Genomic DNA, 13,453 nt, shown 5'->3' with positions numbered 1-13,453 from the left:
ATTTGACAATGGCAGGAGATCCCGCTGTCCGGGCAGATCAAGCCAGCCCCGAGGCCGTGTGTCAAGCTGGGACGGCGGAGATGATCACCACCGCCTCGGCCATGGGGTATTCGTCGGTCATGGTGAGGTCGATGCGCGCCGCCATGCCGGGCGGCAGCATCTCGGCCAGCCGGGCCTGGGCGCCGCCGGTCAAATGCAGGGTCGGCCGCCCCAGCGGGTCATTGACCACGCCGATATCGCGCCAGAACACGCCTTTGCGGAATCCGGTTCCTAGTGCCTTGGCGGCCGCCTCCTTGGCGGCGTAGCGCTTGGCATAGGTGGCGGCGCGCATGGTCTCGACCCGGCGCTCGGCCTTGGCCCGCTCCGCCTCGGTGAAAACGCGCTCGATGAAGCGGTCGCCGAACCGGGCCAGCGTCTTCTCGATGCGACGGATGTCGATGAGGTCGTTGCCGAGGCCGAGGATCATGCCTTGCGCGCCTCGTCCATCAGCTGGCGCATATGGCGGATGGAGGCGTCGAAGCCGATGAAGATGGCCTCGCCCACCAGGAAGTGACCGATATTGAGTTCCATGATGGTGGGAATGGCCGCCACCGGCTTGACGGTGTCAAAGGACAGGCCGTGTCCGGCATGGCATTCCAGACCGATGGCATGGGCATGGGCGGCGGCGGCGATGATACGGGTCAGCTCGCGGTCGCGGTCCGCGCCCTCGGCGTCGCAATAGGCGCCGGTATGCAGCTCCACCACCGGCGCCCCCACCGCCTTGGCGGCGTCAAGCTGCCTGGGATCGGCCTCGATGAACATGGAGACGCGGATTCCCGCCTCGACCAGCCGCCCCACCAGCGGCTTCAGAACCGAAAGCTGCCCCGCCACGTCGAGACCGCCCTCGGTGGTGCGCTCCTCGCGGCGCTCCGGTACGATACAGGCGGCGTGCGGGCGATGGCGCAGCGCGATGGCCACCATTTCCTCGGTGGCGGCCATCTCGAAATTCAGCGGCAGGGTGATCTCGTTGGCGAGGCGCTCCATGTCGCGATCCGAGATATGGCGGCGATCCTCGCGCAAATGGGCGGTGATGCCGTCGGCTCCGGCGGCGGCAGCCATATGGGCGGCCCGCACCGGATCGGGGTGACGGCCGCCACGGGCGTTGCGGATGGTGGCAACGTGGTCGATGTTCACGCCGAGACGAAGACGGGACATATCCTAACTGCTCCAAAAACCTAAGAAATTAGCCACACAAAGTATCGGATAGGATTCCTCCTCTTGCGTCATCCCCGCGAAAGCGGGGATCCATGACGGGAGCGAAGGAGACGTATGACCCAAGCCTGCATCGCCGGACACATGGATTCCCGCTTTCGCGGGAATGACGGCCTTATGCATATAGGGCCTCTTATCCTAGTTCCGCGCCCGATCCACCGAGTTGATGGCGGGGGTCGCCCGAAGCGCGGCGATGACATTGGTCAGGTGCTTCACGTCCCTCACCTCGATGTCGATGATCATCTCGAAGAAGTCGGTGGTGCGATTGGTGATCTTCAGATTGGTGATATTGCCCATGTTCTTGGCGATCACCGTGGAAATGGCGCCGAATGACCCCGGCTCGTTGGCCACCACCAGATCGATGCGGCCCACATGGGCGTCGGTGTCGGATTCGTCCCAGGCCAGATCCAGCCAGCGTTCCGGCTGATCGGCGAACTGTTCCAGATTCTCGCAGTCGATGGTGTGGATGGTGACGCCGCGCCCGGTGGACACGATGCCGACGATGCGGTCGCCCGGCAGCGGATGGCAGCAACCAGCGAAATGCATGGCCATGCCGGGAATCAGCCCCTTGATGGGAACCGCGTGGGACTTATCCTTCTTGTCGTTGGCGGATTTTTGCCGCGCCTTCAGGGCCACCACGTTGTCGGGCCGCTGCGCCTGCGACTTGAGTTCGGGGAAGACCGAGGACACCACCTCGCGGGCGGTCAGCGTCCCCTCGCCCACCATGGCCAGCAGATCGTCCACCGTGGCGGCCTTGAAGATGCGCAGCACACCGTCCGCCGCTTTTTCGGTGAAATCGTAGCCTTCCTGGCGGAAACCGCGCACCAGGATGGCGCGGCCCAGCTCGGTGTACTGAGCCCGCTGCTGGGTGCGGATGAAACGGCGGATGCGGGCGCGGGCCTTGCCGGTGACAACGAAGCGTTCCCATGTGGGGTTGGGCGTCTGGGCCTTCGAGGTGATAATATCGACCTGATCGCCGTTCTGCAGCTGGGTGCGCAGCGGCATGATGCGGCCGTTGACCTTGGCGCCGACGCAGGTGTCGCCCACCTGGGAGTGGACGGCATAGGCGAAGTCCACCGGACAGGCGCCGCGCGGCAGCGAGATCAGGTCGCCCTTGGGGGTGAAGCAGAACACCTGGTCGGAGAACATCTCCAGCTTGGTGTGTTCCAGGAATTCTTCCGGGTTGGACGCATGCTCCAGGATGTCGAGCAGTTCGCGCAGCCAGCGGTATTGGCGTCCGTCGGTGAGATTGCCGCCGTCCTGCTTGTATTTCCAATGGGCGGCGACGCCCAGTTCCGAAACCTCGTGCATCTCGACGGTGCGGATCTGCACCTCGATGCGATGGCGTTCCGGCCCGAACACGCCGGTATGGAGCGAGCGATAGCCGTTGGGCTTGGGCGTCGAGATGTAGTCCTTGAAGCGGTTGGGCACCATGGGGTACTTGGAATGGATGACGCCCAGCGCCCGGTAGCAATCCTCGACCCCGTCCACCGCCACCCGGAACGCCATGATGTCCGACAGCTGTTCGAAGCCGACATTCTTGCGCTGCATCTTCTGCCAGATGGAATAAGGCGTCTTTTCGCGCCCCGACACCGTGGCCTTGATGTCGGCGTCGCCCAGGATCAGCCGCAGCTCTTCCAGGATGCGGCTGATCAGATCGCCGCCCTGTTCGCGCAGGAAGGACAGCCGCGCCACGATGGAGCCCCGCGCATCGGGATGCAGCTCGGCGAAGGCCAGATCCTCCAGCTCCATCTTGATGCCCTGCATGCCGATGCGCTCGGCCAGGGGGGCGTAGATCTCCATGGTCTCCATGGCGATGCGGCGGCGCTTATCCGGGTTCTTGATGTAGTGCAGGGTGCGCATGTTGTGCATGCGATCCGCCAGCTTGACGAGCAGGACGCGGATGTCCTCGCTCATGGCCAGCACCAGCTTGCGCAGATTCTCGGCCTGCTTGGCGTGGTCGGACTGCAACTCGATGCGGTTCAGCTTGGTGACGCCATCCACCAGACGCCCGATCTCGCGGCCGAACAGGCGCTCGATATCCTCCAGCGTCGCGGGCGTATCCTCGATGGTATCGTGCAGCAGGGCGGTGATGATGGAGGCGGAATCCAGCCGGTACTTGGTCAGGATGCCGGCCACCTCGATGGGATGCGAGAAATAGGGATCGCCCGAGGCGCGCAGTTGCGAGCCGTGCATCTTCATGGCGAACACATAGGCGCGGTTGATGGCGTCCTCGTCCGCACTCGGATCGTAGGACTTGACGCGCTCCAGCAGTTCGAATTGGCGCATCATGCCGGCATCACCCTATCGCGGCGGGCAAGGCAACCCGCCATTCCATGAGTGTGTACGGCCCAAGGCCGAAGGAAAAGAAGAAACCGACATCGCCCGTCTTCTTTTGCGAAGACGGGCGGCCGGTAAACCCGCGACGGGTCAGTCCTCGCCGATGGGCAGATCGCCCGCGGCTTCGATATCGAAATCGGCGCCGTCCTCGCTGATGGACATACCGTCCTCGACCATCTCGTCCTCGTTGGCGACGGTCTCGAAGGCCAGATCGCCGTCGGGGATGAAGCCTTCCATCTCGTCTTCTTCCGGCTCGTCCACTTCCACATGCTTTTGCAGGCCCTGGATCAGGGAGTTCTGCAGCACGTCGAGGGAAACGGTGTCGTCGGCGATCTCGCGCAACGCCACCACCGGGTTCTTGTCGTTGTCGCGATCAACCGTCAGCTTGCCACCGGCGGAAATGTCGCGGGCACGCTGGCCGGCCACTAGCACCAGCTCGAAGCGGTTCGGAACTTTCAGAACGCAATCCTCAACCGTAACGCGCGCCATCGGTCATCCTTGTCTTTAGCCGCCTGAGAAAGAAGACAGCTTATATATGCCCCGGCGCCTAGAAAGCAAGAGGCCGCCTCTTGCGGATATGCGAAATGACGCCTAACTTCGCCGCATTCTTACCGCCGTCCCTGGCGGAATCGTTCATTTTCGAAAAGCGAGATTGATCATGCAGTTCTATTCCGCCGAACGCATCGGCCTGTTCATCGACGGCTCCAACCTGTATTCCGCCGCCCGCTCCCTGGGCTTCGACATCGACTACAAGAAGCTTTTGTCCATGTTCGCGGCCAAGGGCCGCCTGATCCGCGCCTTCTATTACACCGCCTTGATGGAGGATCAGGAGTATTCCCCCATCCGGCCGCTGGTGGATTGGCTGGACTATAACGGCTTCACCATGGTGACCAAGCCCACCAAGGAATTCACCGACGCCACCGGGCGCCGCAAGATCAAGGGCAACATGGATATCGAACTGGCCATCGACGTCATGGAGATGGCCCAGTATCTCGACCATGTGGTGCTGTTCTCCGGCGACGGCGATTTCCGCCGACTGGTGGAGGCCGTCCAGCGCAAGGGCGTGCGCGTCACCGTGGTCAGCACCATCCGCTCGCAGCCGCCCATGGTGGCGGACGAATTGCGCCGCCAGGCCGATGTCTTCCTGGAACTGCTGGACCTGGAATCCCAGATCGCCCGCGCCCAAAGCTATCGCGAACCGCAAGCCATGGACGATTGAGGCGTTCACCCCGTGGTTAAGCGGGCGAGACGCCCGCGCTCCAAGCGAGGCGCCCTTATCTGGGAGCGCGGGCGTCTCGCCCGCATGAGCAGGATCGAATCCGATGGTTGATGAGCCCGCCCCCGACTGCGGCCTGTGCCCCCGGCTGGTGGCGTATCGCGCCGCCAATCGCCGCGCCTATCCCGGCTGGCATCACGATCCGGTCGCCAGTTTCGGCGCGCTGGACGCCCAGATCCTGGTGGTGGGGCTGGCCCCCGGCCTGAAGGGCGCCAACCGCACCGGACGGCCCTTCACCGGCGATTATGCCGGTGATCTCCTCTATGCCACCTTGTCCAGGCTGGGACTGGCGCAAGGGCGCTACGGCGCCAGCGCCGATGACGGATATACCCTGGTGAACTGCCGGATCACCAACGCGGCGCGCTGCGCGCCGCCCGCCAATAAGGTGACGCCGGCCGAATTCGCCGCCTGCCGCCCCTTTCTCGCCGCCGAGATCAAGGCCATGCCCAATCTGAAGGGCGTGCTCTGCCTTGGCCGCGAGTCCCACGACCAAGTGCTGTCCACACTGGGCTTGCGGAAGTCGGCCCATCCGTTCGGCCATGGCGCGGTGCATCGGCTGGAATTCGGGCTGGTGCTGACCGACAGCTATCACTGCTCGCGCTACAACACCAACACCCGCCGCCTGACCGAAGCCATGTTCGTCAGTGCGGTGGAAGCCCTCCTTGCGGCGGTCTGACACCGCCATGCCTTCATTTCGTCATCCCCGCGCAGGCGGGGATCCATGTTGGCCCCAGGCATCTCTATAGCCACTACGGTGTGCCGCCGGATGCATGGATTCCCGCTTTCGCGGGAATGACGAGGTAAATTTGAGCGTGCCTAACGCCGTGTCGTGGTGGACAGGGCGGCGCGGGCTTCCTGGAAGCGGGCGCGGCGCAATTGATATTCCGCCACCCGGGCCTGACGATAGGCGGCGGCGATGCGCCCGGCCTCGTCCCGGCTGGCCAGGGTCTGTTCCCGCCAGGCGCGGCGCCGTTCCTCGACATCGGGCGACCCCGGCACCGCCTGCAAGGTCGGCGCATGGGGAACCGGCTTGGACTTGGCGGTGGCCCGCGATGGCGGCGAGGCGGAGGCCAGTTGAGTCTGGGTCGAGGCGCCGGTGCCGTTCCACACCTTCATCAGCTTGTCGCGATAGATGGCGGCCAGACTGGGCGTCTGGGAATGATAATAAGAGGCGGCCGTCGGCCAATGGCCGGTGGCATCGAACAGGCCTTTGAGGAAGCGAGCGGCATAGCCCACATTGGCGGCCGGATCGAAGGCTTCGTCCAGATTGGCGAACGCGGTCGGATGATAGCGCAGATTGACCTGCATGCAGCCCACGTCGATGTTCTGGACCCCCCGCGCCTTCAGCTTACGCACTTCGGCGATGGCTTCGGCCTTGCTGGGAAAATATCGCCCCTGCCCTTCCGCCATCACCGTCCACGGCCAGGCAATAACTGCCCGGCGTTCGGAATCGTAGCGGCCGGATTCGACGATGGAAATGGAATGTAGCAGCGCGGCCGGAATGCCATAGCTGCGCTCGGCCGCCGCGGTCTCTCCGGCGCAGATGGCGTCGTTCACCGGCGGCGTCACCGCCTTGGCCGGATTCGGGGCAAGCATGATCACGGCCAATGCCGCTCCCATCCATGTCCTCCGACCGATCATCATGATAGCGCTCCGTCCGCGTTGGCCACACCATACTCCTGCACGCCACGTGCCAGCAACCGCGCCATGACCGGACTCAAGTGGTCATACCTGATCTGCGCCCGCAAAAGACTGAAAAATAGGCGCTTTTCCCAATCCGGTACGCTTTGCCCATTTTTTCTGCTTGCCGATCCGCCATTCGCCCCTTATATATTGCAGTGCAGCAAACGGAAAGTCCCTGGACCTACCCTTGCTGTCTTTCTTGGACGTTTCCTCCCAAAACTCAAGCCGCTGGGGCAACCCAGCGGTTTTTTTTGCTTTTTATCAATGCGTTGCGAATAACATTCGCGCACGCTTATATATGGCAAAATGTGAATAGAAAATGTGACCGATTGCTGTGAATTTCCGCCCCTCATTTCGGCCACCTATCGATACACCCGAGCGCCCACCCGCCGCGCCCATGAACACATGCGTAGCCCCTTGCCGTGCCGCCCAAGACAACCTTGGAGCAAGCCGAACAATCCGGAAATGGTGCTGGCGAATCGGTCGGGCAAAAGCGCGTCTTAGCTGAGCTTCAAGACCACGCTCATGGGGGCGGATCCTGTGTGGCTCTGGTATCGCACAGGCCCCTCGTAGACGAAGGGCGCGGCCTTTCCGTCTGCCAGCTTGGTATCTCGAACGAACAGGTGGAGCGAGATACCAAGCTTTTCATGGTTGATGATCTCGCGGCCACGCGAGCTCTCGGGCGTGGTCGCATTCTGGGTCTGCCAGTGGAATGTCCTATCGTCGATCCAGTGGTCCAGATAGCGGTGGTCTTCAGACTTACCCTGCTTGTTGAGGGTGATCAGCAGCACATGGGCCCTCTTGTCCCGCAAGGTCACGTGCCCGACATTCCAGTTGCCCGGATTAAAGTCTTCGCCGAACAGGGTGGGGATTTCTTCGCGCATGAATGCCCGACCCACGGCCAGATCGAGCGGAGGAATCACGCCCCGTAGGCGGGCGAATGTCCTCATCTGATCGTTTGCTTCGAGGTCGGCATATTCGGGATTGTTGGCCTTCAGGATGTAGCGGCCGTCCTGGGTCTTGGTGACAACGCGGAGGAGATACTGATCGTCGCCAGACTCGTCCTGGCGCTCGATCGCCATCACGCTGCCCGTAATGGATCCCGCGCTCGACGAACTGACCAGTTCCAGGAGCAAGTAGTCGCCATCTTGGATGGGGTGCTTCCCGCCATTCATCGAGTTGCCAGAGGCTCGTGCGATGAAGTGCTTGGCCGGATCCAATAGGCCATATCCGGGGCCAAGGCTGTAATGCTCTTCGGCATCGGCCCGTCCTGTACGGAAATGGCCGCAGGCGATGGGCAGGTTGGGGAAATACGCAAGTTCAGTACGGTCTGCCCGCTTGCGCTCGAATGGGACGACCTCTGCCGAGGGTGCCGTCGCCGCGCGGCGAACCTCGTAGGCCGCGAGCCGGTAGTCGATGAGCTCCTGAACCAGATTCGTGAAGATCGCTTGGTCCGCAGGCTCAACACTGAAGGTCGGCTCGAACCTATCATCGACCAATCGGAAAAGCGTCTTGGCTCCGGAAGCTCGGTTCCCGCCGATCCAGGCATTGACTGGATTGTCGCGCCAGTATCGTTTCCACCCCTCACTGGCACCATCGGAGGCCGTTGCATGATCGTCAGGGAGATCGCCGAGCAGTGGGCGCCGCCGTTGAAGGACGTGCCATGAGCGTTCCGCCAATGCGTCCAAGGACGGCGGGGCTTCCCACCCGTTCAGTTCCTGGAAGCTTTCGAGCAAGACCATCTTGAAGGACTTGGTCATGGCTGTTGCTTCTAGGTCGCGAAGGAATTCCCGATGCTTCGTCACGATGGCGGATTCTGCCTCCGATAGATCTTCCATCGAGCCAACCAGTTCGAACCAACTGCCAAACTCTTGCCGCGCCCGAGAGACATTCGCCCCAGCGCGGTAGAATTCGGAAAGGGTCGGGCGACGGCCCAATCCGTCTCTCAGAGCGAGGTAATCTTTCGACGCACCATCGGTATCGAGGGCTTTGAGGAAATCGATGAGTTCGAGGTCGTAATTGATGAAGCAGCCCGTCGGAAGCTCAAGCCTACGTGCTTCGACCTTGCGGGCGAATTCGGCCAGCTGTCGGTAGGTGGCCCCGGCCTTGGCCAGTGCCTGCGGCTTGTGAAGGAAACTGTGGTGGTTGCCGATGAAGTCCAGAACGACCAACCGCTCTTTCCCTGCGGCGCGGCGAAGGCCTCGCCCAAGCTGTTGCAGGAACAGGATCTTCGATTCCGTCGGACGCAGCATCAGCACCGTGTCGATGCCGGGAAGGTCGACGCCTTCATTGAATAGATCGACCGAGAAGATCACCTGCAACCTGCCATCGGCGAGTTGTTCGAGGGCTTCGCTTCGCCCCAGTGCAGAGCCGGCATAGACAGCCGCCGCACGGACCCCAGCCCGCCCGAATTGCTCAGCCATATACTCGGCGTGCCGGATCGAGACGCAGAAGGCCAGGGTCTTACTCTGGGCGCGATCCTGCCATTGCTTCAGGGCGTGGCGCGCACGCGCAAGGGTGGCCAGCTTGTTTGAAAGCTGTTCCGGATCGAAACGACCGCTGCGCCATGGGATCTCGCGGTAATCCACCGATTCGTCCCAGATCCCATAATAGTGGAATGGGGCCAGCAGTCCGGCCGAGATCCCGGAAAACAGGTCGCACCCAAAGACGAGGTTGTCGTCGCACAGCGTCAGGATGTCGGATTGGTCCGTTCGATCCGGGGTCGCCGTCAATCCCAAGAGGAATTGGGGCGCGAAATGGGTCAGGAGGCGTCGATAGGTCGGCGCTGCGGCATGGTGGAACTCGTCGATGACGATGTAGTCGAAGTGCTGGGGTGCGAAACGATCCAGATGGAGCGCCTTCCCCAGCGTTTGCACCGAAGCGCAGAGGACATCGACCTGGACGTCCCGCACCTGTCCCATGAAAAAGCCGACACGGGCCTTCGGCCTGATACGGATGAAGGTTTCCGCAGCCTGATACAGGATCTCTTCGCGATGGGCGATGAACAGCACGCGGCGAGCCCCAAGCTGTTCGGCGTCGAACGCGGCCAGCCATGTCTTGCCGAGGCCGGTGGCAAGTACGACCAAGCCTCGCCGGAATCCGCTCCGTCTGGTGCCATCGAGTGCGGCAAGGGCTTGGACTTGAACCGGCGTTGGCGTCGGCGGTGGTTCTTGTTCCTCACTCCCCGGTGCGACAGACCTAGCTGGTGGAATGCGGCGGGCCTCGTAGCGGTCGATCCAGGCATCGGTAAGAGATGTGGTTCTGGGATCCCCGAAGAGATCTTCAAACCGAGCGCGGGCTTCGACGAAGCCCTGGTCTCCCGGATAATCGATCCGGTAGTTCCACTCGAGGCCATCCGTCAGCGCCATCCGGCTGATATTGCTGGAGCCGATGAAGGCAGTTCCGCTCATGGCGCCGTCGCCGCTGAACCGAGCGAAGAGATAGGCCTTCATGTGGAAGCTAGTCCCATTCGCCTCGAAGATGCGGATCTGGGCGCCATTCTCCTGCATCAGCATCAGAAGGCGCAATGCATCGGGGTCAGTAACGTCGAGATAATCGCTGGTCACCACCCGCAGTCGGGCGGGCCTGCGAGATCGCGCTTCATCAAGACCCAAGGCGGCATGGAGGTCCTGAAGGAGGAGCCGTAATCCCGTCGTCTTGATGAATGCGACGGCCAGATCGATTTCATCTGCCTGCGCCATGGCCGCGCAGAGCTGAGGCAGGAAGGGATGGGCGGCTTCGCCCGTGATCAGCTTCGCTTGGACAACGGCCTTCCTCTTCACCAGGGCATTGAGCCAAGATTCATTGCGGTCGGGCCGTTTGTCGGTGGTGATCCAGCACTCGACGGATTCAATGTCCGGAAGGCCCGTCAGCCAAGCCGTCAACCTGGCTTCCGTGGCGTCCGTGAAGTGCCGTCCGCCCTGTGTGCGCTGGCCATCGCCGTACTTGAAGCTGAGGTAGAACACCCCTGAGGGCTTGAGGGATGCCCACAGCCGTCCGATCGCCGCAGGCAACTCCTGTTCGGCGACATGGAGCAAGCTGGCGCAGGCCCAGATCCCGTCGTAGCAATCCCGGTCGCCGAATTCCTCGAAGCGGCACAGACGGACCTGCTGACCGATGACTTCCGTGGCCTTCTCGACGAGTTCGGGCGATCCGTCGAAGGCGTTGACCCGATAGCCACGTTCAGCGAAAGCCTTGCTGTCCCTCCCCGACCCGCAGCCAGCATCGAGTATGAGCCCGCCGCCCGGGATTGCTGAGAGGAAGCGCAGATGGAGTTCTGACATGTCGACCCCGACAGTGTCCGCAAAGAACGTGCTCGCATTGGTGTTGTAGTAGGCGATCGTGTCGGGCACGGGGGGGGCTAACGCAGAATTGGAGATAGGGGATGCTACACCACCTTCCGATGGTATCAAGCCATCATGGCTAAATGTCCTGATTGCGCCCATGACTGTCGGTCGCTCCTCGGACCGATTTTTGGCCCTCACAGCGAAAGTCACTACCGAAAGCTGATGTTCAAAGGGGCGTGCCTTCCTTTTATGCCAATCCGAAATCTTTGATTGGAGCTGCACGGCGAATGTTTGCTCCAGCTTATTGCCCGCCATAAGAAACTTGCTGCACCGATAAAACACGTAATAGACTTTTTTGTTGGAAGCTGTAAGCTTTTCGTATTCCGCCGAACGCAAGGGGCGATCTCTTCATCGCGGCGAAATTAATGGGGATATGATGAGCGCAAAGACCAAATCCGAGCGCCTAAGGCGCCTAATCTCTCATGGGTATTTTGCGCCAGAATTGCCGCCATGCTTTGTCTCCGAGACGCTGGCTAAGTATCGGACATCAATCCTTACGGGAATAGATGCCTTGCCGCTTACCAGGCGGGGGGCTCCCAATCACCATGCCTATATTTCGGAACCCGCGTGGTTTTATTTTCCTCGCTTCGGAAAAGAAGACCGCCGACACGGTGTGCCAAACCCTGTTGCGCACCTGCTCCTATCTAGGGTTCTGGCCAACAATTATATCGATCTACGCCGCAAAGCCCGCAAGTCCGTTATTACACTTTCGCCGCCGGTTTTTGACTGGTCTGGCTCACGCGCCCTTATGCGACCGAGCATTGCCTTAAGGGATGACACTCGCGTGAATCTTTCCTCCCGTCGTGAAGAATACGCAGTAGGGGACATCCGAGCCTTTTTTCATTCAATTTATACTCATGCGATCCCTTGGGCAATTCACACAAAGGCGTTCGCCAAACAGAACCGCAGCGCCACGCAATACGGGAATTTGATAGATCTGTTGTGCCGGAACGCCCAGGATGGTCAAACGTTAGGGCTCCCGGTTGGTCCAGACACGTCCCGGCTTATCGCCGAGTTGGTGGCGTCGGCAGTAGATGGGCTTCTCCAGCAGCGGCTGGGCATTGGAAGGCGTGACGCATCTCGCTATATCGATGACTACACACTCAGCAGCCCCAGCGGGGCGAGCGGTGAAGAATTGTTGGCTGCGTTGCGCCAAACACTGGCTGCGTTCGAGCTTGAGCTGAATGGCGAGAAGTCCGCAATATTCCCCACGTCGCATCGTCACCACACGGGATGGCAGCAAGCAGTTCGTGCACATCTGCCGCGCCATCCCCCGGGGAGGCAAACTGAAACGGACGAACTTCAGCACTTCCTCTATCAGCTTGGTCGCCTATGCGAGATTCACTCGGACTTAAACGTGGAGAAGTTCGGACTCCAGCACGCACGCTCGGCCTTTGTAAACGTCAAAGATTGGGACGCCATTCAATTTAGCCTCATTAATGCGTATCGAAGAAATCCAAGCATAATACCAATTATGGTTGAAATACTTCTGCTGCGACAAGTAGCTAGTTGCGATGTGAATGAAGAAATACTAACAGAGTTCATTAGCAATAGAATTCATGTGCTAGCACGATCCAACAGGTCTGGCGAGATTATATGGCTTCTTTTTCTAGCTATTCGCCTCAATTTGACTCTTCCTGCTGGGCGCCTCAAGCCGCTGTTTGAAATTGAGAACGGATTCATCGCGCTTTTGGTTGTGTGCCTTGACGCGCAAGGACTCGTGCACGGAGTCGTGGATCGCAGCCTTTGGGATCAATCACTCACAGCAGATGGGCTGCGGAGCCCAATGTGGTTGTATTCTTATGAGGCTGTTGTTCAAGGATTTCTTCCTTGAATCAGTGATGTATTTATAGCTCAAGATCAGTATTTCGGGTTACTCTTTGCAAAGCGGATCCGCTTTTTAGACATAGCGCGCGGGTACACCTCTATCACTATGACCTTGCGCGGATTGCGGCAGGAGAACGAGCGATTGAGGCGCTTGCGAGAGGCAATCCAGGGTGAGGACGTCGATGAACTCGACGATCTTGACGAGGGCGGTGATGACGAACAGATGGGCTTTGAAGACGACGGAATCTATTGAAAGTCGACTTTCAATGCGCAACCACCCCATATGTTCACCCAGGTTGATATCCTCCTCGAACGTTCACGGCAGCCTTGCCTGACATACTTCATCAGGTGGACATACCGCTCTCGACTCCTTGCAGTCATTCTAGCCGCCCCAGCCAATGCTCTTTACAGTGCCGCATTCCTCTCCCCCTTCACCCTCACCCCAACGCCGCCCACCTCATCGGCGTCGATAAACATCACCCCGGCGTCCTCCAGCACGGTGCGCACTTTGACCAGAGTGCGCGGGTTCATGCTCTCGCCGCGTTCGAGGCGGGCGATGGTGTTGGGGGAGACGTTGGCCATCTTGGCCAGCTCGCGGAAGCCGAGGAAGAGGGCGGCCCGTGCCATGCGGCACTGGATCGGCGTGAGGCTCACTTTAGTACCCCTGTACCAATTCTGTTGACCCGGACTCGCCGGAGTGGTAACCAGAGTACTAGCCTGAGGTGATCTC

At 60.8% G+C, this 13,453-nt stretch carries 10 protein-coding genes; 3 read left to right on the top strand and 7 right to left on the bottom strand.

Features of this window, described 5'->3' with window-relative positions; translation table 11 throughout:
- Positions 1-61: 61 nt before the first annotated feature.
- From acpS to rpoZ, 4 genes are all read right to left on the bottom strand, one after another.
- Positions 62-466 (bottom strand): holo-ACP synthase, encoded by a 405-nt coding sequence (gene acpS / locus CU669_RS07215; protein WP_112143179.1) that lies wholly within the window; start codon positions 464-466, stop codon positions 62-64.
- A complete protein-coding gene (locus CU669_RS07210; protein WP_112143177.1) occupies positions 463-1,194 on the bottom strand; it encodes a pyridoxine 5'-phosphate synthase in 732 nt (243 codons plus the stop codon). Before CU669_RS07210 ends, acpS begins: the two co-directional genes overlap by 4 nt.
- A gap of 195 nt (positions 1,195-1,389) precedes the next feature.
- Positions 1,390-3,543, bottom strand: coding sequence for a RelA/SpoT family protein (locus tag CU669_RS07205; protein WP_112143176.1), 2,154 nt, complete (start codon positions 3,541-3,543; stop codon positions 1,390-1,392).
- A 138-nt stretch (positions 3,544-3,681) separates the two neighbouring features.
- Positions 3,682-4,080: a DNA-directed RNA polymerase subunit omega gene (rpoZ, locus tag CU669_RS07200; protein ID WP_112143174.1), complete on the bottom strand. Its 399-nt coding sequence runs from the start codon at positions 4,078-4,080 to the stop codon at positions 3,682-3,684.
- A 169-nt stretch (positions 4,081-4,249) separates the two neighbouring features.
- Here rpoZ and CU669_RS07195 point away from each other — a divergent pair, with 169 nt between their 5' ends.
- Entirely contained in the window at positions 4,250-4,810 is a 561-nt protein-coding gene (locus tag CU669_RS07195) for a LabA-like NYN domain-containing protein (protein WP_112143636.1), read from the top strand.
- Positions 4,811-4,913: 103 nt separating this feature from the next.
- Positions 4,914-5,543 (top strand): uracil-DNA glycosylase, encoded by a 630-nt coding sequence (locus CU669_RS07190; RefSeq protein ID WP_112143172.1) that lies wholly within the window; start codon positions 4,914-4,916, stop codon positions 5,541-5,543.
- Positions 5,544-5,683: 140 nt separating this feature from the next.
- Here CU669_RS07190 and CU669_RS07185 read toward each other — a convergent pair whose 3' ends face one another.
- Complete coding sequence (locus CU669_RS07185) at positions 5,684-6,511, bottom strand: lysozyme family protein (protein WP_239988587.1); 828 nt, start codon at positions 6,509-6,511, stop codon at positions 5,684-5,686.
- A gap of 539 nt (positions 6,512-7,050) precedes the next feature.
- Complete coding sequence (locus tag CU669_RS07180) at positions 7,051-10,902, bottom strand: DUF3427 domain-containing protein (RefSeq protein WP_112143632.1); 3,852 nt, start codon at positions 10,900-10,902, stop codon at positions 7,051-7,053.
- 292 nt (positions 10,903-11,194) lie between these two features.
- On the opposite strand from CU669_RS07180, the gene CU669_RS07175 reads away from it, so the two are divergent.
- Entirely contained in the window at positions 11,195-12,730 is a 1,536-nt protein-coding gene (locus tag CU669_RS07175) for an RNA-directed DNA polymerase (RefSeq protein ID WP_205119391.1), read from the top strand.
- A gap of 398 nt (positions 12,731-13,128) precedes the next feature.
- On the opposite strand, the gene CU669_RS21615 is transcribed toward CU669_RS07175, so the two are convergent.
- Entirely contained in the window at positions 13,129-13,377 is a 249-nt protein-coding gene (locus CU669_RS21615) for a helix-turn-helix domain-containing protein (RefSeq protein ID WP_407671559.1), read from the bottom strand.
- Positions 13,378-13,453 lie beyond the last annotated feature (76 nt).

Source organism: Paramagnetospirillum kuznetsovii (assembly GCF_003284725.1).
GTDB classification, from domain to species: Bacteria; Pseudomonadota; Alphaproteobacteria; order Rhodospirillales; family Magnetospirillaceae; genus Phaeospirillum; species Phaeospirillum kuznetsovii.
The sequence above is the reverse complement of the archived record's forward strand: the minus strand, read 5'-3'. Positions and strand labels throughout refer to the sequence as shown.